The 21044-nt window shown below is 72.3% G+C and carries 18 protein-coding genes; 10 read left to right on the forward strand and 8 right to left on the reverse strand.

Annotated elements, in window-relative coordinates; all coding sequences use genetic code 11:
• Positions 1–4: 4 nt before the first annotated feature.
• Complete coding sequence (locus tag CLV43_RS07145; protein ID WP_106186260.1) at positions 5–1216, reverse strand: cytochrome P450; 1212 nt, start codon at positions 1214–1216, stop codon at positions 5–7.
• 263 nt (positions 1217–1479) lie between these two features.
• Between CLV43_RS07145 and CLV43_RS07150 the strand changes: the two genes are divergently transcribed.
• The 5 genes from CLV43_RS07150 to CLV43_RS07165 all read left to right on the forward strand — a co-directional run bounded on the left by CLV43_RS07150 (position 1480) and on the right by CLV43_RS07165 (position 5986).
• Positions 1480–2112: a TetR/AcrR family transcriptional regulator gene (locus tag CLV43_RS07150; protein ID WP_106186261.1), complete on the forward strand. Its 633-nt coding sequence runs from the start codon at positions 1480–1482 to the stop codon at positions 2110–2112.
• A 90-nt stretch (positions 2113–2202) separates the two neighbouring features.
• On the forward strand, positions 2203–3462 hold the full coding sequence (locus CLV43_RS07155; RefSeq protein ID WP_106186262.1) for a DUF1800 domain-containing protein: 1260 nt from the start codon (positions 2203–2205) through the stop codon (positions 3460–3462).
• Positions 3459–4703 carry a DUF1501 domain-containing protein gene (locus CLV43_RS07160; protein WP_106186263.1) on the forward strand — a complete coding sequence of 415 codons (1245 nt, stop codon included), beginning with the start codon at positions 3459–3461 and terminating at the stop codon, positions 4701–4703. The genes CLV43_RS07155 and CLV43_RS07160 overlap by 4 nt, the downstream gene beginning before the upstream one ends.
• A 207-nt stretch (positions 4704–4910) precedes the next feature.
• The gene (locus tag CLV43_RS47640) at positions 4911–5156 is read left to right on the forward strand and encodes a hypothetical protein (RefSeq protein WP_170155725.1); all 246 of its coding nucleotides are present in this window, start codon (positions 4911–4913) and stop codon (positions 5154–5156) included.
• Between the two features lie 65 nt (positions 5157–5221).
• Positions 5222–5986: a thiol-activated cytolysin family protein gene (locus CLV43_RS07165; RefSeq protein ID WP_170155726.1), complete on the forward strand. Its 765-nt coding sequence runs from the start codon at positions 5222–5224 to the stop codon at positions 5984–5986.
• Positions 5987–6013: 27 nt separating this feature from the next.
• Here CLV43_RS07165 and CLV43_RS07170 read toward each other — a convergent pair whose 3' ends face one another.
• Entirely contained in the window at positions 6014–6931 is a 918-nt protein-coding gene (locus CLV43_RS07170) for a LysR family transcriptional regulator (RefSeq protein WP_170155727.1), read from the reverse strand.
• A 226-nt stretch (positions 6932–7157) separates the two neighbouring features.
• On the opposite strand from CLV43_RS07170, the gene CLV43_RS07175 reads away from it, so the two are divergent.
• The 4 genes from CLV43_RS07175 (at position 7158) to CLV43_RS07190 (ending at position 11464) form a co-directional block, all read left to right on the forward strand.
• Positions 7158–7601 (forward strand): DUF6069 family protein, encoded by a 444-nt coding sequence (locus tag CLV43_RS07175; RefSeq protein WP_146174674.1) that lies wholly within the window; start codon positions 7158–7160, stop codon positions 7599–7601.
• Between the two features lie 376 nt (positions 7602–7977).
• Positions 7978–9390: a family 2B encapsulin nanocompartment shell protein gene (locus CLV43_RS07180; RefSeq protein WP_245886201.1), complete on the forward strand. Its 1413-nt coding sequence runs from the start codon at positions 7978–7980 to the stop codon at positions 9388–9390.
• A 55-nt stretch (positions 9391–9445) separates the two neighbouring features.
• A complete protein-coding gene (locus tag CLV43_RS07185; protein WP_106186268.1) occupies positions 9446–10306 on the forward strand; it encodes a geranyl diphosphate 2-C-methyltransferase in 861 nt (286 codons plus the stop codon).
• A 42-nt stretch (positions 10307–10348) separates the two neighbouring features.
• Entirely contained in the window at positions 10349–11464 is a 1116-nt protein-coding gene (locus CLV43_RS07190) for a family 2 encapsulin nanocompartment cargo protein terpene cyclase (protein WP_106186269.1), read from the forward strand.
• A gap of 67 nt (positions 11465–11531) precedes the next feature.
• On the opposite strand, the gene CLV43_RS07195 is transcribed toward CLV43_RS07190, so the two are convergent.
• Entirely contained in the window at positions 11532–13244 is a 1713-nt protein-coding gene (locus CLV43_RS07195; protein ID WP_211304303.1) for an FAD-binding dehydrogenase, read from the reverse strand.
• A 263-nt stretch (positions 13245–13507) separates the two neighbouring features.
• Between CLV43_RS07195 and CLV43_RS07200 the strand changes: the two genes are divergently transcribed.
• Positions 13508–14650, forward strand: a complete 1143-nt coding sequence (locus CLV43_RS07200; RefSeq protein ID WP_106186798.1) for a PucR family transcriptional regulator — start codon at positions 13508–13510, stop codon at positions 14648–14650.
• A 3-nt stretch (positions 14651–14653) separates the two neighbouring features.
• Here CLV43_RS07200 and CLV43_RS07205 read toward each other — a convergent pair whose 3' ends face one another.
• The 5 genes from CLV43_RS07205 to CLV43_RS07225 all read right to left on the reverse strand — a co-directional run bounded on the left by CLV43_RS07205 (position 14654) and on the right by CLV43_RS07225 (position 21044).
• Entirely contained in the window at positions 14654–15577 is a 924-nt protein-coding gene (locus tag CLV43_RS07205) for an NmrA/HSCARG family protein (RefSeq protein ID WP_106186271.1), read from the reverse strand.
• Positions 15578–15671: 94 nt separating this feature from the next.
• The gene (locus CLV43_RS07210) at positions 15672–16559 is read right to left on the reverse strand and encodes an NmrA family NAD(P)-binding protein (RefSeq protein WP_170155728.1); all 888 of its coding nucleotides are present in this window, start codon (positions 16557–16559) and stop codon (positions 15672–15674) included.
• A 99-nt stretch (positions 16560–16658) separates the two neighbouring features.
• Positions 16659–18614, reverse strand: a complete 1956-nt coding sequence (locus CLV43_RS07215; protein WP_106186273.1) for an acetoacetate--CoA ligase — start codon at positions 18612–18614, stop codon at positions 16659–16661.
• Complete coding sequence (gene mhpA, locus CLV43_RS07220) at positions 18611–20128, reverse strand: bifunctional 3-(3-hydroxy-phenyl)propionate/3-hydroxycinnamic acid hydroxylase MhpA (RefSeq protein ID WP_106186274.1); 1518 nt, start codon at positions 20126–20128, stop codon at positions 18611–18613. The genes CLV43_RS07215 and mhpA overlap by 4 nt, the downstream gene beginning before the upstream one ends.
• Positions 20121–21044 (reverse strand): VOC family protein, encoded by a 924-nt coding sequence (locus CLV43_RS07225; RefSeq protein WP_106186275.1) that lies wholly within the window; start codon positions 21042–21044, stop codon positions 20121–20123. The genes mhpA and CLV43_RS07225 overlap by 8 nt, the downstream gene beginning before the upstream one ends.

Genomic DNA, 21044 nt, shown 5'->3' on the forward strand with positions numbered 1-21044 from the left:
CTCCTCACCAGGTGACCGGCAGCGAGTACATCCCGTAGATCGCCGCCTCGTCCTTGAACGCCAGTTTGCCCACCGGCTCGGCGAGCGCGAGGTCCGGGATGCGCCGGAACAGCGTGTCGATGACGATCTGCAGCTCCATCCGCGCCAGGTTCTGGCCGAGGCACTGGTGCGGGCCGAACCCGAACGCGACGTGGTGCCGCGCCCCGCGCTCGATGTCCAGGTCGTCGGGGTCCGCGAAGGCCTCCGGGTCGCGGTTGGCCGCGAAGCCAAGCCCCAGCACGCCCTCCCCCGCGCGGATGGTGACCCCGCCCAGCGGGACGTCCTCGGTCGCCACCCGCGCGGTGACGGTGTCGACGATGGTGAAGTAGCGCAGCAGCTCCTCCACCGCGGGCAGCGTCCGCGCGGGGTCCGCCTTGACCAGTGCCAGCTGGTCGGGGTTCTCCAGCAGGGCGACCGTGCTCAGCGAGATCATGTTCGCGGTGGTCTCGTGGCCCGCGAGCAGCAGCAGGAACGCCATCGCCACCAGCGCCCGGTGCCGGTAGGTGCCCTCCTCGCGGCCCTTGATGATCTGCCTGCCGAGCAGGTCGTCCTCGCTGGGGTCCTTCTCCTTGAGCAGGATCAGGTCGCCCAGGTAGGTCTGGACGGCCTGGAAGGCGGCGCGCCGGTCGGGGACGGACGACTGCCTGCTGACCATGGTCGCGGTGTGCGCCTGGAAGAACTCGTGGTCGCTGTAGGGGACGCCGAGCAGCTCGCAGATCACCAGCGACGGCACCGGCAGCGAGAGCTCGCGCACCAGGTCGACGGGGCGCGGTCCGGCCAGCATCGCGTCGATCCGCTCGTCGACGATCTCCTGGATGCGCGGGCGCAGCGCCTCCATCCTGCGCACGGTGAACTCCCCCAGGACAGCGCGCCGGGCAGGCCCGTGCTCGGGCGCGTCCATGGAGATCAGGGACTTCTCGGCGTCGTCGTCCTGCACCCTGCCCATGACCATCTGGGGGAAGTCCGGGTTCGAGCGGTCGGCGCTGAAACGGGGGTCGGACAGCATCGTCCGCACGTCCTCGTGCCGGGTGAGCGCCCACGCCCACTTGCCGTCGAGCAGGTTGACCCTCGCGATCGGCGCCTCCTCGCGCAGGTCGCGGTACTCCTTGGGCGGGGAGAAGGGGCACTCCCTGGTCAGCGGGAACTGTTCGGGACGGATCTGGACCGCTTCCGTCATCGTGATCTCCTCATCTTGCCGGTCACCGGGTGGGGCGGCGGGAACGTCCTGGTCGTCGGACGGAGCGGAGCCGGTTCGGCCGCGTCCACCCCGTCCGAGGACCGTGAGTATGCGGAGGATTACCTTCCGCTTCTCTCCAAGGTAGCGAAGCGGAAGAAAACCGTCCACCTACTTCGGGGTGTAGCTCCTCGTTTTCCCTTACGCCCGGTTGCGCGGCCCCCGTGCGACAATCGGCGCCCGTTCGAGTGGAGAGGCGCAGCCCGATGGCAGTGGACCCCGCCATGCCCCTGCGTGCCGACGCCCGGCGGAACCGCGACCAGATCATCGCGGCCGCCCGGACGATCTTCGTCGACCAGGGTCCCGACGCTCCCATGGAGGACATCGCGCGCGCCGCGGGAGTCGGCGTGGGCACGCTCTACCGGCGTTTCCCCGACCGCGGGACGCTCATCCGCGAGGTCGCCGTCGACAGCTTCGGCCGGGCGCTCACCGAGGCACGGGCCTCCATCGAGGAGGAGCCGACCTGCTGGGACGCCCTGGTCCGGTTCATCGGGTTCTCGCAGGAGCTCCGGCTCAGCCTGCACCTCGCGATGATCTCGGCCCAGGCGGGTGCGGTCATCCGCGACGACCCGGCCACCGACGAGTTCCGCCGGGTCCTGCTGACCGACCTCGACCACATGGTCAAGGGGGCGCAGGCGGAGGGCAAGGTCAGGACCGACATCGGCACCGGCGACGTGGCGATGCTGTTCGTGCTGCTCATGCGGCCGCTGCCCGCCAAGCTGGACGAGATCGAGGGCGCGAGCGAGCGGTGCATGACCCTCATGCTCGACGGCCTGCGCGCCCACCCCGGCACCCCGCTGCCCAGCCGCCCCATCACCTACGAGGACCTGCTCGACTGACGGGCGCGGCACCTCCCGCGCGCCTGAGCGTCTGCTGAAAGAGCCCCGCACGGGTAGCGGACGGACCGTTCCGCGCACGATGCTCACGTCATGGCCGATCTCGACGACCGCGCACTGGCGCGCAGGCTGCACGACCGGTTCGGGTTCGGACCGCGGCCCGGTGACCTCGACCGCGGCGCGGACGACGCGCTGGGGCGCCTGCTCACCGCGGCGCCCGCCGCCACCCCCGCGCTCCAGCTCGCTCCCCCGGCCGCGCCGACGAAGGACAAGCAGGCCAAGCAGGACGCCAACGCGGCGCGCGCGGCCGACGAGAAGAAGCTGCTGTCGTGGTGGCTCGGCCGGATGGTCGCCACCGACACCGCCCAGGAGCGGCTGACCTGGTTCTGGCACGGGCACTTCGCGACCAGCGAGCAGAAGGTGCGCAGCCCGTTCCACATGCTCGGGCAGAACGAGGCGTTCCGACGGCTCGGCGCGGGCGACTTCGGCGAGCTGGCCAAGGCGCTCGTGGTCGACCCGGCGCTGATCCTGTGGCTGGACGGCAACGACAACCGCTCGGGTGCGCCGAACGAGAACCTGGCGCGGGAGTTCATGGAGCTGTTCACGCTCGGGATCGGGCACTACAGCGAGACCGACGTGCGCGAAGCCGCGCGGGCGCTCACCGGGTGGACGGTGAAGCGCGACTCCGCGCAGGCGGTGCTGACCGCCAAGCGCCACGACGACAAGCCGCAGACCGTGCTCGGGGTGACGTCCTCGTTCACCGCGGCGTCCTTCGTGGACACCGTGCTGGCGAAGCCGGAGTCGGCCGCGTTCGTGGTGGGGCGCCTGTGGTTCCGGCTGGTGTCGGCCACCCCGCCCGCACCGGACGCGGTGGACCGGCTCGTCGCCGCCTACGGCGCGAAGCGGGACGTCACGGCCGTGCTGCGCGCGATCGCGGCCGAACCGGCGTTCCGGTCGGCCGACACGACGCTGGTCAAACAGCCCGTGGAGTGGGTCGTGGGGCTCATGCGCGCGCTCGACGTGCGCTGGGAGTCCCTTGACGACAAGGCCGTCAAGCAGCTCGGGACCGGGCTGCGGGGCATGGGCCAGGTGCCGTTGCGGCCGCCCAGCGTCGGGGGCTGGGCCGCGGGCGGCGCGTGGCTCACGACGGCGGCGGGCGTCGCGCGGCTGACCGTCGCGCGACTGCTCGCCGCCCGCACCGCGAGCAAGCCCGCCGACGCGGAAGCCGCGCGCGTGCTGCTGTCGGTGGACGCGTGGTCCGACCGGACCCGTGACGCACTGGCGAAGGTGGACAAGCCGGAGGACGTGATCGCCGTGGCCGCCTGCGCCCCCGAGTACGTGGTGAGCCGATGACCGCCAAGCTGACCAGACGCCACTTCCTGACCCTGTCCGGCGTGACCGCCGCGGGCGCGCTCGCCTACGGCGCCACCCGCGTCGACTGGGACGACCTGCTGTCCGCGGCGGCCGACTCGCCGCTGGCCTCCGGTGCGGGCGTGCTGGTCGTCGTCACGCTCTACGGCGGCAACGACGGCCTCAACACCGTGGTACCGGCCGCGGACAGCGCTTACCAAGACGCCCGACCCGACCTCGCCTACCGGCCGGAGGAGGTGCTGGACCTCGGTGACGGCCTCGGCCTCAACCCCGGTCTGAAGGGCCTCAAGGGCCTGTGGGACGAGAAGGGCCTCGCGGTCGTGCGCGGGGTCGGCTACCCCACCCCCGACCACAGCCACTTCCGCTCCATGGCGATCTGGCAGACCGCCTCCCCGCGCACCTCCGTGCCCACCGGCTGGCTCGGCCGCTGGCTCGACACCACCGGCGCCGACCCGTTGCGCGCCCTCTCCGTCGAACCCGTGCTGCCGCCCATGCTCGCCGGGGCGAAGACGGCCGCCGCGTCGCTGCCGTTGGGAGGGCTGAAGCTGCCCACCGGCAAGCTCGGCGAAGCCTTCCAGGCGCTCGGGACGCCGTCAGCCGGTGAGGAGCCGTGGCAGGCGCGTGCCGCCAAGTCCATCACCGACCTGCACAGCGCGGCCAGGATCCTCGGCGGCGCCGTCCACGACGCGGCGGAGGACGACCCCGACGAGAAGCGCGACAAGGGCGCCTCGGCCGGCGGCGCGTCCGCCCTCGGCGCGCAACTGGACGCCGTCGCCGCGCTCATCGAGGCCGAGGTGCCCACCCGCGCCTACTCGGTGTCCCTGGGCGGCTTCGACACCCACGCCGACGAACGCGACACCCAGCAACGCCTGCTCACCGAGCTCGACACCGCGTTGACCGCGTTCGCCAAACGCCTCAAGGGCACCGACCGCGGCCGCCAGGCGGTCGTCCTCGTCTACTCCGAGTTCGGCCGCCGCGTCCACGCGAACGCCAGCGACGGCACCGACCACGGCACCGCGGGCCCGGTCTTCCTGCTCGGCGCACCGGTCAAGGGCGGCTTCTTCGGCGACCAGCCGAGCCTCACCGACCTGGACAACGGCGACCTCAAGCAGACCACCGACTTCCGCGACATCTACGCCACCGTGCTCCAGGACGTGCTCGACACCGATCCGGGGAAGGTCATCGAGGACCACAGGGGGCGGATCGACGGGCTGTTGCTGTGAGGCGCAATTCCCCGGCAATGACATGACCGCGGCAATTCGTGAACGACACTCGACTTTCCGTGGTCGAAACCGGAGAAATACGGCGGCCGCATGTCATATGACGCTCCCGACGTCCGTTGCGGACGTTCGCGGTGCGGAATTGACGACTCATGACGAGCGATCCCGGAGAACAGCATCCGCGGAACGAGCGGATGAGGAAGAACCGGCGTGGACAGCCCGAGTCGTGGTCGCCGCGAACAGCCGACGCGGATACCGCGCAAGATTCCTGCTGGCAACCGGTTCGTGCCGGTGAGCGACCCGGCCCGCGCGACGATGACCATCTCCGTCGGCAACCAGGTCCAGCTCAACGGCCCGCACTCGACCACGGTCGAGCAACCCACCCTCTCGGCGTACCGGGACGCGCTGGGAGGTCTCCTGAAACCCCGCGTCACCGCGCGACCAAGGTCGACGTGATCTTGGGACCGCGTGGACGTCACCGAGGCGGGCACCGTCGGCCTGCCCTCGGTCTGGACGCGTCCGTGTCCTACGGTCGCACGGCCTTCATCGTCTACGAGTCGGAGTACTCCAGCCAGGAGGTCGAGGCCGCGTTGCGGGTCTCGGCGACGGCGCGGTTGGGTCCGATCCCGGTGGGCGCGGGTGTCGAGCCGAAGTGGTGGAGCGCCGACACGCTGGGCAAGAGCAGCTTCACCGGGTACGTCCTGGGCGGCTCGGGTCCTGACGCGGTCCGCGCCTCGCGGGGGCTGGACGACGTGCAGGCCTACATCACAGGTGGCGGGAACTACTCGGCCGAGTCCCCAGGGGCGCCGATCGCCTACAGCCTCTCGAACCTCGGCGACAACGCCATGGCGGGCGCCGGGCGGACGGTCGACTACCCGGTCCGCAGGTGCGAGCGGATCCGCGGTCGCGTCGCCGTGAAGCTCAAGCAGGTCAAGGTCGACTCGGAGGACGACGTCGACCTGTGCGGCTCGATCTCCGCGTGGCACGGCACCACGCGGGTCTCGTTGTTCGACCGGGACTGCAAGGACGGCCACAAGGTCACGGTCGAGCACGAGCACCCGTGGGAGCCGGGTGTCCAGGAGCCGCTGGAGGTCACCACCCGCGACGGCCAGTCGATCGACCTGCACGTCCGCCTGGTCGAGTCCAACACGCTGTTCCCCGACCAGGAGATCGAGTACCGCGTCGTGAACAAGCGGTACGAGGACGGCTGGCGGGACGTGGCGGAGGTCAAGCTCTCGCGGGAGGACACCTCGGTGACCGTGGTGGTCGAGCTCATCCCGACCTAGCCACCCGTCCGACCGACCAGCCCCCGCTCACAACCCCTCCCCCGCCGCCGCCAACCGCTCCCTCATCCACTGGTGCGCGGGCACGAGCATGTTGCGGGGGTGCCAGAACATGCCGATCGTCATCCGCGGCCGCTCCACGGCCAGTGGGACCTCCCGCAGCCCCAACGCGGGCCCGAGGTGGTCGAACAGGCGGCGGGGTGTGAGGGTGACGAGGTCGGAGCCCGCGACCGCTTGCAGGGCCAGCGTGAACGACTCGACGGTGACGGGGCTGGGTGTGGTCACGCCGAGTTCGGCGAGCTTGACGGCCGAGACGACGCGTTGGCCCGCGATGCCGTTGACCTGGACGGCGCGGGTGGTGGTCAGGGCTTCGGCGGTGAGGGGTTCGGGCAGCCCGTGGTTGTCCCGGTCGGCCGCGGCGACGAACTCGTCGGTGAACACGGGGACGTGGGGGAAGTTGAGCAGTTCCGGTGTCTGGAGCTGCAAGGGCCAGAACAGGACGTCGCACCAGCCGGTCCGGAGCAGCTCGACGAGGTCCGCGCGCAGGGAGGCGACGGTGACGCGCACGCCCGGCGCGTCGGTGGCGAGGCCGCGCAGGGCGGGCAGGACGAGGACGCCCGCGACGTAGTCGCTGGCCATGAGGGTGAACGTGCGGCGGTCGGTGGCGGGGGTGAAGGACCGGCCGGAGCTGAGCACTTCGCGGGCGGCGACCAATGCCGTCTGGACCGGGCCTACCAGCGACTCCGCGAACGGGGTGAGGACCATCGCGCGGCCCTCGCGGACGAGCAGCGGGTCGTCGAAGTGGCGGCGGAGCTTGGCCAGCGCGGCGCTCATCGCGGGCTGGCCCATCACGAGCCGGTCGGCCGCCTTCGTCACGTTGCGCTCCAGCAGGAGCGCGTTCAGCGGAATCAGCAGGTTCAGGTCGAGCCTGCCCCAGTCCGTGGCCACCGCCGGGATCCTCCTCCCCGCCGTCCCGACTGGCAACAACGCGCCCGTTGAGACGGCACCGCGATCATCCGCGCAGCTCCCGCGACCTATCGAACCGGTCGATGGAGCCCATCCCGAAATGGTCGGTGCCGAGCCCGTCGACCCCGTCCTACGCTGGCAGGACGCCCACCGAATCCACAGTGGACTTGTCACGCGCGCCGTTTCCCGGCACCGGAGGGACCTCACGATGACCGACACCAGCGACCTCCCGTCCCACGCCCGCCAGCCCGCCATCGCGAGCGGCCGCGCCGCCGTCGGCGTCGCCCTCGCCGCGATCGCCTCCGTCGCGCTGAACACCGTGATCGCCGTGCTCGCGAACGCCGCGCTGCCCGCCGAGGGCGTGCGGAAGGGGCTGACGCTGAAGGAGTACGCGCCGCTGACCGTCGTGGGGATCCTGCTCGGCACCCTGGCGTGGTACCTCGTCCGGCGCAGCGCCCGCGACCCCCGCGCCGTCCTGCGGGTGCTCGTGCCCGCGGCCGTCCTCGTGTCCCTCGTCCCCGACTTCGGCATCCTCGCGGCCGGAGTGCACCTGCTCAACTCCCTGGCGCTCGTCACGATGCACCTCGTCGTGGCCGCCATCACCGTGCCCGTCCTCGTGAAGGTGCTGCCGCTGCCGCACTCACGTTCCTAGCCCCTTCCGGACGACGGGTCCGCGACTCCGCGCGGCGCATTGGCGCCGCGCGGTTTCGCGCGTTCCACGAACGTGGGCGCGGCGCGCACCGAAAGCGGTACCGACGCGATCGAAGCGGTACCGAAGCGATCACCGCGGGTTCCGGCATCCACCGAGCGGTGACGAACACTGGGCCGTTCAGGTATTCGCACCGCCGCAATTCCTCGGACGCCAATTCCGCTTCGGTGCCGCATTCGAGGGACGACGGCAATGCCCCGAAAGTGTCATTGCACTCCCGAACCGCCTTGCTATGTTCGAACAGCACAACGGCACCGGGAATTCGACCTCCGCGATTCCCGGTTTTTCCCCGCACGTCTACCGATTGGTGGCTCCCGCTGTGACCGCGACCGAATCGGACACCACCTCCCCCGGTGCCGCGTCACTGCTGTCGAGCCTGAGCCGGGCCGCCGCGCGCAACCTGGCCACCACGACGAAGTCCGTCCCGCAGATGCAGGGGATCTCCTCGCGGTGGCTGCTGAAGCTGTTGGAGTGGAAGCAGGTCGACGGCGGCACCTACCGGGTCAACCGGCGGCTGAGCCACGCCGTCGGCGACGGGCGGGTGACGTTCGAGCAGACGGGTTCCGCGGTGCGGGTCGTCCCGGCGGAGCTGGCCGAGCTCGCGCCGCTGCGGGGCTACGCCGACACCGCGGTGCTGGCCGAGCTGGCGCGGCGCTTCGCGCGGGTCGAGTTCGCGCCGGGCGACGTGCTCGCCGGGTTCGGCCACCGGGCCGACCGGGTCGTGCTCGTCGCGCACGGCAAGATCGCCAAGTCCGGTCCCGGCGCGTACGGCGACGAGACGTCGTTGGGAGTGCTCAAGGACGGCGACCACTTCGGCGCGCAGGCGCTGCTGTCCGCCGACGGGATCTCGGAGTTCACCGCGAAGGCGATCACGGCCGGGACGGCGTTGACGTTGTCGCGCGACGACTTCGAGGCCGTGCTGCGCCGGTCCGGGTCGTTGCGCGCCCAGCTGGACCGCGCGTCCGAGGTGCGCGCCGCGGCGAACGAGCACGGCGAGTCCGAGATCGACATCGCGTCCGGGCACGGCGGGGAACCGCCGCTGCCCACCACCTTCGTCGACTACGAGGGCTCGCCGCGCGAGTACGGGCTCAGCGTGGCGCAGACCGTGCTGCGGGTGCACACCCGCGTGGCCGACCTCTACAACCAGCCGATGGACCAGGTCGAGCAGCAGCTGCGGCTGACCATCGAGGCCCTGCGCGAGCGCCAGGAGCACGAGCTGGTCAACAACCCGGACTTCGGCCTGCTGCACAACGCCGACTTCGCCCAGCGCGTCGCCACCCGCACCGGCCCGCCGACCCCGGCCGACTTCGACGAGCTGCTGTCGTTGGTGAGCAAGGAACCCGGCTTCTTCCTGGCGCACCCGCGCACGATCGCCGCGTTCTTCCGCGAGTGCACCAAAGCGGGCGTCTACCCCAGCGACCCCGGCCCCGACGGCGGCGACCGGATCTCGTGGCGGGGCGTGCCGATCTACCCGTGCGGCAAGATCCCCGTCAGCGCGGGCCGCACGAGCTCCGTGCTCCTGATGCGCACCGGCGAGGACAACCGCGGTGTGCTCGGGCTGCGCCAGGTCGGACTGCCCGACGAGTACGAGCCGGGGCTGAGCGTCCGCCGCATGGGCGTCTCCGACCGCGCGATCACCTCCTACCTGGTCAGCACCTACTACTCCGCCGCCGTGCTGGTGCCCGACGCGCTGGCCGTGCTCGAAGGCGCGGAGGTCAGCCGCGAGGGCTAGCCCACCAGGCGGTCCTCGCCCGTTCTCCCGCACCCCTAGGAAAGGAACCCCTCCTGTGACCGCAGTCAGCACCGCTCCCGCCGACGTCCTCCGCACCGCGTACCAGAAGTCCGTAGCGTCGTACTGGAACGCCGAGCAGGACCCGGTCAACCTGCGGCTGGGCGACGTCGACGGGCTCTACCACCACCACTACGGGATCGGCGAGGTCGACCTGTCGGTGCTGGAGGGGCCGCAGGACACCCGCGACGCCCAGATCATCGCCGAGATGCACCGGCTGGAGACGGCGCAGGCGGACGTGTTGCTCGACCACCTCGGCGACATCCGTCCGCAGGACAGGCTCCTGGACGCCGGGTGCGGGCGCGGCGGCACGAGCATCATGGCCCACGAGCGGTTCGGCTGCGAGGTCGACGGCGTGTCCATCTCGCAGAAGCAGGTGGACTTCGCCAACCGCCAGGCCGCGGTGCGGGGCGCGGAGGGCAAGGTCCGCTACCACTTCCGCAACATGCTCGACACCGGGTTCGAGAGCGGGTCGCGGCGGGCCATCTGGAACAACGAGAGCACGATGTACGTCGATCTGTTCGAGCTGTTCGCCGAACACGCGCGCCAGCTCGAGTTCGGCGGCCGGTACGTGACGATCACCGGGTGCTACAACGACGTCACCGGCGGCCGGTCCAAGGCGGTGGCCCAGATCGACCAGCACTACACGTGCAACATCCACCCGCGCAGCGCGTACTTCAAGGCCATGACGGCCAACGGCCTGGTGCCCATCTCGGTCGTCGACCTGACCGCGCAGACGATCCCGTACTGGGAGCTTCGGGCCAAGTCGTCGGTGGCGACCGGCATCGAGGACCCGTTCCTCACCGCGTACCGCGAGGGCAGCTTCCACTACCTGCTCATCGCCGCCGACCGCATCTGACCCGAGCCGCCGCGGCCGAGTACCCCCGGAGAAAGCGAAGCGATGCCGGACCTGCAGCACACCACGTCCACCTTCACCGGTCTGGGGACCTCGGCCGCGCGGTTCGCGGCCCGGCTGGGCAGCGGCCGCGAGCAGGGGTCTCCGGACCCCGAGAACGGGAACGACCCCGCGTACGCGCACCGGCCGTGGGGCGACGGGTCGGCGTCGCCGCTGTACTGCCCGCTCCCCGAGCGGATCGACGACACCCTGGCGCAGGAGGTCGACCGGCGGCTGGCGCTCTGGGCGCGGGACTGCGGGTTCTCCGCCGAGGAGGCCGAACAGCTGGGCCAGGCGGAGTTCGGACGGCTCGTCGTGCTCGCGCACCCGGACTGCGACGACCCGGACCGGCTGCTCATCTCGGCCAGGCTCAACGCCGCGTGGTGGGCCGCGGACGACCTCTACGCGGACGACACCGCACTGGGGGCCGTGCCGGCCGAGCTCCCGCAACGACTGGCTCTGGCGATGGCCGCCATGGACCCGCTGCCCACCGCGGGCTCGTTCTCCGACGAGCTCGACGAGGCGCTGGGCGGGGACAAGGTGCTCGTCGCGCTGCGCTCGGGCATGGAGCACCTGGCGGGCTACGGGACCCCGGCCCAGTTCCAACGGGTCTGCTACTCGACGTTCGCGATGTTCGTGAGCTGGACGGCCTACGGGGCGTGGAAGCACAACGACCGCACCCCGCCCGCGTGGGAGTACCTCGCGGCCAGGCAGCACGACAGCTTCTACACGTCGATGACGCTCATCGACGTGCTCGGCGGGTACGAGCTGGACTCGAACCTGTTCTACGAACCGGAGGTGCGCGGCGCGGCGATCCTCGCGGGCACGGCCTCGGTGTTGGTGAACGACCTGTTCTCGGTGACCAAGGACCTGGCCGACGAGAACCCGCCGTGCAACATGGTGCTGCAGGTCGCGGCGGACCGGGAGTGCTCGGTGCCGGAGGCGGTCGAGGCCGTCGTCGAGCTCCACAACGGACTCGTGCGCGACTTCCAGGACGTGTACCGGAAAACGCGGTTCGTGCCGTCGCCGCAGCTGCGGCGGTTCATGCGCGGACTGCGCGCGTGGATGGGCGGCGGCTTCGAGTGGCACTCCACCAGCCCGCGCTACCGGACCCCGTCCTGACCCGACAACACCGAACCGAACACCTGTGTCGGTGTGGCCGAGATCCGGCCACACCGACACGGAAGCGTCAGGCGCTTTCCGCCGCGGCGGCGCGTCCGGTCTGCCTGCCGGTGAACAGGCAGCCGCCGAGGAAGGTCCCTTCCAGCGCGCGGTAGCCGTGCACGCCACCACCGCCGAAGCCCGCGACCTCGCCCGCGGCGTAGAGACCGGGGATCGGTTGGCCGGTGGAGCCGAGGACGCGGCCGGACAGGTCGGTCTGCAGGCCGCCGAGGGTCTTGCGGGTGAGGATGTTCATCCGGATGGCGACGAGCGGACCGGCCGACGAGTCCAGGATCTTGTGCAGCGGGGCCGTGCGGGCGAGCTGGTCGCCGCTGTAGGCCAGGGAGTTGCGGATGCCCATGATCTGGGTGTCCTTGGTGAAGGGGTTGTCGACCTGCTGGTCGCGCAAGGTGATCTGCCTGCGCAGGGCGTCGAGGTCGACGAGGTTGCCGCCCGCGATCCGGTTCATGCCCGCGACGAGGTCTGCCAGCGAGTTGGCGACGACGAAGTCCTCTCCCCTGTCCATGAACGCCTTCACCGGCGGCGGGGTGCTGTTGAGCAGGCGGCTCGCCAGGTAGCCGAGGAGGTCCTTCCTGGTGAGCTCGGGGTTCTGCTCAGAGCCGGAGAGCACGAACTCCTTGTCGATGATCTTCTTGTTCAGCACGAACCACGAGTACCCGTGGCCCGAGCGCTGGATCAGCTCCAACGTGCCGAGCGTGTCGTAGCTGGGGACACCGGGGTTGGCCAGGCGGCGGCCCTCGGCGTCGAACCACATCGACGACGGCGCGGCGAGCACGCGGATCCCGTGGCCGGACCAGATGGGGGTGTGGTTGGTCAGCCCCTCGGTGTAGTGCCACATCCGGTCGCGGTTGACCAGTCGCGCTCCCGCCAGCTCGCTGATCGCCAGCATCCGGCCGTCGACGTGCGCGGGCACACCGGTGACCATGCGCGCGGGCGGGGTGCCCAGGCGGGCGGGCCAGTTGCGGCGGACGAGGTCCTGGTTGCCGCCGATGCCGCCCGAGGTGACGACGACCATCGGGGCGTACAGCTCGAAGTCGCCGACCTTGGTGCGGGAGCTGGGTGTGCCACGGGCGGCGCTGCTGGGCTGCAGCACGCTGCCGCGCACCCCCGTCACGGCGCCGTTGGTGGTGATGAGCCCGTCCACCTGGTGGCGGAAGCGGAAGGTCACCGTTCCCCGTGCCGCCGCGGCGCGCACGAGCTTCTCGAACGGCTCCACGACACCGGGTCCGGTGCCCAGCGTCAGGTGGAAGCGGGGCACGGAGTTGCCCGGCCCGTCGGCGTGCTGCCCGCCTCGTTCGGCCCAGCCGACGATCGGCACCCAGCTCACGCCGAGGCCCGACAGCCACGACCGCTTCTCCCCCGCGGCGAACTCCAGGTACTTCTCGGCCCACTTGGCCGCCCAGTAGTCCTCGCCCAGCGGGGTGTCGACGCCGCGGTCGAAGCCCGCGGTGTTGAACCAGTCGCCGCGGGCCAGGTCGAGCGAGTCCTTGATGCCCGCCAGCCGCTGTTCGGCGGAGTCGACGAAGAACAGCCCGCCCAACGACCAGAAGGCCTGACCGCCCAGGCTCGCCTCGGGTTCCTGGTCCAGCAGCAGGACCTTGCGGCCCGCGGCGGCCAGCTCCGAGGTCGCGACGAGCCCGGCCAGCCCCGATCCGACGACGATCACGTCGGCGTCGACCCTGGGTGCCGCGGACGCCTGCCCGAGTCCCAGGGTGCCCATGGTCGTGGACGCGGCGAGGGCGCCTCCGGCCGCGAGGAGGTGTCGTCGGCTGATGTTCCTGCTGCCAGGTGAACTCATCGTTGAGCCCTTCAGGGGAACGGGTGGAACGGCTTGTCGGCGGCGGCGGCTTCCTGGTTACTGTCGGGTCAACCCACGTAACCAGGGTGGGATGGGCGGCGGATAGGGTCGCGTCACCAAACGCCGTCGATCTCGTTGTGCACCAGCCACAACGATGCGTCGGAGGTGCTGTGCGGGACCACCGGATGACCGCGGTCGCGCTGCGGGTGATGGCCGCGATGGCCGCCGACGACCAAGTCGTGACCAGGGTGGTCGGGGCCGCACGCGAGAACTCCCCCGAGGTCGCCCGCCTGCCGGAGGCGGAGAACCGCAGGCACATCGCCACCCTGCTCACCGCCGGGGCCGCCCACCTGCGGGGCGGCGACGGCGACTTCTCCGCCGCCGAGGCGCTGGGCGCCGACCGCGCGGCGCAGGGCGTCTCGATCGCCGGTCTGCTGCGCGGGGTGCACGCGGGCCGCGCGGAGGTGATCCGCGCCGGGGTGGAGTTCGCCCGCGCGACGGGGGTGGACGACTCCACGATCCTCGACTTCATCGTGGACGTGGACTCCTACGTCGCCGCGGTCGAGCGGCACATCATCAGCAGCTACCACACCGCCGAGCTTCAACTGTCCCGCACGGCCCGCGACCTCAACACCCAGGTGCTGCGCGGACTCCTGGTGCCGGACGGCGCTTTCCCCGACGCGGCCGAGCTGGGCCGGGTGGGGCTGCGACCGGAAAGCCGCTACCACTGCGTGGTCTCCGACGTCACCGATCCGAGCCGCGCCAGGTCGCTCGAGCAGCGGTGGCAGCGCTCCGGCGGCGTGTACGGACTGGTCGAGGGGCGGCTCACGGGTGTCGGCCCGCACCCGCCGTGCGGTCCGGACGACGACGCGCCGCTGCTCGTCACGTCCCCCGCCGCGCCGTTGACGTCGCTGCGCGGGATGTACCCCCTGTGCGTGCAGGCCCTGGCCGTCGCCTCGGCCCGCCGGGCCCGCGGCACCCACCCGCTCACCGACCTGGCGGCCGAGACGGCGCTGGCCGCCCACCCCGCCCTGGCTGCCACCCTGACCGACGACCTCCTGCGGCCGCTCGACCCGAAGAGCGGCTTCCACCACGAGCTCGTCACGACCGCGTTGTGCTACCTCGACCACGGCCGCCGGATCGGTACCGCGGCCGCCGTGCTGCACATCCACCCCAACACCGTGCGCTACCGCCTCGACCGGTTGGCGGAGCTCACCGACGTCGACCTCAACGGCGTCGCGCACCCCCACCGCTCCCACGTGCTCACCACGGTGCACACGTGGTGGGCGCTGCGCACCTGGCTCGACCGCGGCGCGAAGGGGAGGTGAACCTCAGGCGTCGGCCCGCCAGTTCTCCCGCGCCCACGTCTCGAAACCGGTGAGCGGGATGCCCAGCTCCCTGCCGTACTCGGGCCTCGCGGGCTGTCCGGTGGTGTTCAACCGCTCGTGCGACGCGCCCATCGGGGGCATCCCGGCGGCGAGCGCCTGCTCCTCGGTCATGTCGGGCGCCGCCAGCGGCGTGCCCAGCACGCGGGAGAGGACCTCGGCGATCTCCGCCATCGACAGGTGGTCGCTGGCGAACTCCAGCTCGACGCCGTCGAACCGCACGGGGTCGGCGATGGCCGCGGCCGCCGCCCTGCCGATGTCCTCGACCGCGGCCAGCGACAGCCGGGTGCCCGGCTTCAGCACGCTGACCAGCCCTCCCTCGACCCCGCGCGGGAACAGGAAACCCATGGAGGGCAGGAAGTTCTCCATGAAGAAGCCCGGCTTCAGGATCGTCCAGTGCTCGAACCCGGCCTCGCGGACCCGGTCCTGGACCGCGGCCTTGGCGTCCATCGACCGCGTCATCGAGGACCAGCGACTCTCCGTCCACTGAGGACCTTCGCGGTGCCGGCCCGCACCGGTCACCGAGGTGTGCACGAACTGCGGCACACCGGCGGCCTTCGCGCCCTCGACGAGGTTGGTGCCCTGGGCGACCTCGCCGTCGAAGTCGAAGCCCTCCCCGGTGAAGGGGGGCATCTGCACGGAGAAGACCGCGCGGGCGCCCTTGGCCGCCAGCGCCACGGAGTCGCGGTCGCCCAGGTCGCCCACGACCAGCTCGGCGCCCAGCGCCCGGACCGCCTCGGCCCGGTCGGAGGCCGGGTCGCGCACGAGGGCCCGGACGGGGATCCCCGCCGCGATCAGGGCGCGGGCCGTGGCACCGCCCTGCCTGCCGGTGGCACCGGTGACCAGGACGGGCGCGGAATCGGTGGACATGCTGCTCCTCGGGGGGTTCGGCAACAAACGGCGGGGTCCGCCGCTTGTTGCCGAACAATACGGCGGCCCCCGCCACTTAGCAAGCCGCCCCGGATCAGCTCACCATGGACCCGTGGGTGAACGCGCCCGCCGTCACGGCCTCCGCGACGCACACCTCGACACCCCGAGGCTCCACCCCGAGAACCTGCCGGATGTCGTCCGTCACGAACGCCGACGCACCGCCGCGGAACAGCTCGTACATCTCGCCGACGTGCCGGACCTCCCACTCCGGCAGACCGCGCCCCACCAACGAGTCCCGGACCGCGTCGAGGCCGACGTCCACGACGGTCACCGGCGTGCCGGTCCCGGCCGATACCAGGTCGGCCAGCTCCTGGTAGGTGACGGCCCGAGGACCGGTCAGCACCAGCGTCCTCCCGTCCCACGCGTCGCTCGTGAGCGCCCGCGCGGCCACCGCGCCGACGTCCCGCGCGTCCACCAGGCTGATCGCCGCGGTGCCGAGCGGGTTCGGCAGCACACCGGTGGTGCGCAACGCGCCCGCGACCGCCTGGTTCACGATCACCTGGCCGAACCCGTTGGGGCGCAGCACGACGAACGGCTGTCCCCCGGCGCGCAGGACCTGCTCGACCTCCCAGTGCTGCCGTCCGACGAGCGGTCCGTCCGGCACGACCGACGTGCTCGTCGCGGACAGCTTCACGACGCGCAGCGGCGCGCCCCGCAGGGTCCGCAGGACCCTCTGCTGCGTGTCGGCCATGTCCAGTCCGTGCGGGGAGAGCAGGAGAAGCGACTCCACCCCTTCGGCGGCGGCGAGCAGGCCCTTCTCGTCGAGCGGGTCCCACCCGACGACCTCGACCGCGTCCGGCAGCACCGACCGCGCGCGGTCGGCGTCGCGGGCCAGCACCCGGACCTCCGTCCCGCCCTCCAGCAACGACGACACGACGTGGGGCCCGATGTTCCCGGTGGCGCCCAAAAGCAGTGCGGACATGGGTGTTCCCTTGCTCCTTCGTGGATGGCGGGACCGCGTCGGTCCCGTGGTCACGGGCCTCGGCATCGGGGCCCGCGCGGTGGTCGTGCTCCGGGCGGGTCAGGACTCCGCGGCGCCGGACGCCGGGTTCCGGGCGAGCCGGGCGTAGAAGTCGAGCAGCGCGGGGTCGTCCACGGCGCCGCGGTCGAGCGCCCGCTCGACCGGCACGCCCTGAAGCAGGCGCTTGACCGGCACTTCGAGCTTCTTGCCGGTGCGGGTGTGCGGGATGCCCGGCACCGCGATCACGTCGTCGGGCACGTGCCGCGGCGACGCCTCGGCGCGGATGGCGGCGGTGATCCGGTCCCGCAACGGCCCGTCGAGCACGACGCCGTCCTCCAGCACGACGAACAGCGGCATCCAGTACCCGCCGTCGGCCAGCTCCGCTCCGATCACCAGCGCCTCGCGGATGCCGGGCAGCTTCTCCACCACGGCGTACACGTCCGCGCTGCCGAGCCGGACGCCGTGCCGGTTGAGCGTGGAGTCCGACCGCCCGCTGATGACGACGCCACCGCGCCCGGTCACGGTCATCCAGTCGCCGTGCCGCCACACGCCGGGGTAGGTCGCGAAGTACGCCTCCCGGTACCGGGTGCCGTCCGGGTCGTCCCAGAACGCCACCGGCATCGACGGCATCGGCCTGGTGACGACGAGCTCGCCCACCTCGTCCACCACCGGCTTCCCGTCGGCGTCCCAGGCCTCCAGCGCGACGCCCAGCATCGGCGCGGAGATCTCCCCCGGCCACACCGGTGTGGTCGGGGCACTGCCGGCGAAGCCGCTGACCACGTCGGTGCCACCGCTGGTGGAGACGAGCTGCACCGACGGGCCGACGTGCTCGGAGACCCAGGAGTAGCAGGACACGGGCAGCGGCGCGCCGGTGCTCCCCACCACCCGCAGCGCGCCGAGGTCGAGCGCCGACGGTTCGACGCCGGCCTTGGCGCACGCCAGCAGGTAGCCGGGGCTCACGCCGAGCACCGAGACGCGGTGCTCCTCCGCGAGCCGCCAGAGCCGGTCCGGGCCGGGGAACACCGGGCTGCCGTCGTAGAGGACGACGGTGGCGTCGACCAGCAGCCCGGAGACGACGAGGTTCCACATCATCCAGTTCGTCGTCGTGTACCAGAAGAACCGCTCGCCGGGGCGGAGGTCGTTGTGCAGCCCCATGAGCTTGAGGTGCTCCAGCAGGACGCCGCCGTGGCCGTGCACGATCCCCTTCGGCGCCCCGGTGGTGCCGGAGGAGAACAGCACCCACAGCGGCGCGTCGAAGTCCACCCGCTCGAACGCCGGCGGCGCCGGGGTGGCGACGGCCTCCGCCCAGGGCACCATCGTCGGGTCGCCGGACGTGCCCACGTGGTCGACCAGCACCGTCGCCCGAAGGGTCGGCAGCAGGTCGCGCAGCCGGGCCGCGGCGGCCCGCCGGTCGTGGACGCGGCCGTTGAACCGGTACCCGTCGGCCGCCACGAGCACGGTCGGTGCGAGCTGGCCGAACCGCGCCGCGGCACCGTCCGCGCCGTAGTCCTGCCCGCACACCGACCAGACCGCGCCGAGGCTCGCGGTGGCGAGGAACGCGACCACGGCCGGTGCCGCGTTGGGCAGGTAGCCGACCACCCGGTCGCCGGGACCGACGCCCTGCCCGCGCAGCCATCCGGCGAACGCGGCCACCCTGGAGCGCAGCTCCGGCCAGTCCACCGACGTGGTCGTGCCGTCCTCGGTGACCGCGATCAGGGCGGGCCCGTCGCCGCCGCCGCGCAGGACGTGCTCGGCGTAGTTGAGCCGGGCGCCGGGGAACCAGCGGGCGCCGGGCATCGGCTCGTCGTCCAGCACCCGGTCGAACCCGTTGTCCGACCGGACGTCGAAGTACTCCCAGACCTCGCCCCAGAAGCCTTCGAGGTCCTCGACCGACCACTTCCACAGCTCGCGGTAGTCCGCCATCGACCGGCCGGTCACGGCCTCCGCCCGGCAGGTGAACCGGATGATCGACGCGTCGGGGTCGGGGTCCGGCCGCCAGACCGGTCCCGCGCTCACCGGGTCTCCAGCGCGACCGGCCGCGGCAGCCGGGCGAGCAGGTCGGCGACGACTTCCACGAGGGCGACCCGCGTCTCCGCCGCGCCGAACGCGTAGTGGTCGGGCCGGATGACGACGCCGACGTGACCGGGCGGCACCAGCACCCCGTCGGCCACGTACAGCAGCACCGCGCCGAGCGCTTCCAGCCGAGCCGCCTGGTCGTCGGACAGCACCTCCCGCGGGTCGACCGTGGCGGCGACCACGACGGCCTGCCCGACCAGGTCGTCGAGCGGCCCGGTGCGCCCGTCGAGCGTCAGCAGCGGCTGGGGGCTCAGCACGCCCGCGCCCGCCGCGTCCCGGCCCACGACACCACCGGTCAGCGTGGAGGGCGGGATCGGCGGCAGGACCCGCGCCGGGTCGGCGTCGTGGGCCAGCATGAAGGCGTCGCGCTGCGCCGCCGCCTCGGCGTCTGCCACGCAGATGACCTTCCCCAGCTCCACCGACATGGCGATCGCGTGCTGGACGTGGGCCCGCCGCTCGACCTGGTAGGTGTCCAGCAGGGCGGGGTCGACCACCCCGCCGAGCACGAGGTCGAGCTTCCACGCCAGGTTGGCGGCGTCGCGGATGCCCGAGCACATGCCCTGCCCCGCGAACGGCGGCATGAGGTGGGCGGCGTCCCCCGCGATCAGCAGCCTGCCCTCCCGCCACCGGTCGGCCAGCCGGGCCTGGAACGTGTAGACGGCGTGCCGCTCCAGGACGGCCGTCTCCGGCGTGACGTCCCAGGGTGCGAGCAGCCGCCACGCGGTGGCCTCGTCGCCCAGTTCGGCGGCGGACTCGCCGGGCAGCCGCATGAACTCCCAGCGGCGCCTGCCGGGGCCGCCGGAGACCGCGGTGGTCGGTCGCGCCGGGTCGCAGACCTGGACGTTCGTCGGGTCCCACGGGCGGTGCACGTGCGGGACCACGTCGACGACCAGCCAGTCGTAGAAGTAGCCGAGGTCGGTGACCGGGGTGCCCATGCGGTCGCGGACCAGGCTGTTGGCGCCGTCGCACCCGACCACCCAGGCGGCCCGCACGCGGGTCGGCCCGTCCGGTGCGTCGACGAGCAGGATGACCCCGTCCTCGCCCGCGTCGAGGTCGGTCACGGTGTGGCCGGTCAGCACGGTCACCGACTCGTGGGCTCCGGCCGCGGCGAGCAACGCCCGTTCCAGGTCGGGCTGGTGGAACATCGTGGCGGTCGGCCAGCCCGACGGCCCGGTGCCGGACCAGTCGAACCTGAGCAGGCACCGCCCGTCGGCGTTGCGCCACTCGTACACGGAGGCGGGCTCGCCGTGGGCGCGGACGGCCTCGCCGACGCCCGCCTCGGCCAGGACCCGCGCGGTCTCGTCGTCGAAGTGCACCGCGCGCGGCAGCGGGTACGGCCGGGGCCTGCGCTCCAGCACGACGACCCGGTGGCCGCGGCGGCCCAGCAGGGACGCCAGCGCGAGGCCCACCGGGCCCGCGCCGACGACCGCCACGTCGCACTCGACGTCAGTCACTGTGGGCGCCGGTCATCAGCGCGGCGAGGTCCTCGGGAGCCAGGAACGACGGCGGCGGAGGCGGGCCCCAGTTGTAGAGGCCGTGCACGCCCTCCCAGACGCCCGGCTTCCAGAGCGCGTCGTCGACGATGCAGTCGAGGTCCGAGTAGTACTCGGAGAAGTTGCCCGCCGGGTCGCGCAGGTACCAGAAGAAGTTGGACCCGACGTGGTGGCGGCCCAGCCCCCAGACGTGGCGGCCGGGGTCGGCGGCGAGCATCGAGCTGGCGCCGCGGCCGACCTCGTCGACGTCGTCGACCTGCCACGAGGTGTGGTGCAGGAACTGCAAAGGAGCCTGCTGCACCAGGACGTTGTGGTGGTCGGTCGAGCAGCGCAGGAACGCCGCGAGCCCGCGCACCGTGTCGCTGACCTTGAAGCCGAGGCCCTCGGTGAACAGGCGCTGGCTGGTCTCGACGTCGGTGGAGCCGAGCACGACGTGGCCGAGCTTGCGCGGCCGGACCCGGTCGGTGCGCAGCACGCCGTCGGCGCGGGCACCGACCCGGTCGTGGCGGCCCGGACCGTTGTACCGCGGCGCCGGGACCTCGGGCTGGACCAGCCGGGAGGCGATGGCCACCTCGACCCTGGTGCCGGTGCCCGGATCCAGGGTCGAGACCGACATGGCGGTGCGGGTGACCGGGAAACCGAGGCGTTCGAGGTCGGTCGCGACCCGGTCGAGGTCGTCCGGGTCGTCGGCACCGACCCCGAGCTCCAGCAGGCGCCGCCGGGCCGAGTCCGCCACGCGCAGCTGCTCGCCACCGTCCACGGTGGAGAAGGTGGTGCCCCCGGTCGTGGGCTGGAGGCCGAACTCGGCGTAGTACGCGGCGGTCTCGGCCACGTTCGGGACGCCCATGGTGATGGAGGTCAGGCGGTGCAGGGGCAT

This window comes from Umezawaea tangerina (assembly GCF_003002815.1).
GTDB classification, from domain to species: domain Bacteria; phylum Actinomycetota; class Actinomycetes; order Mycobacteriales; family Pseudonocardiaceae; genus Umezawaea; species Umezawaea tangerina.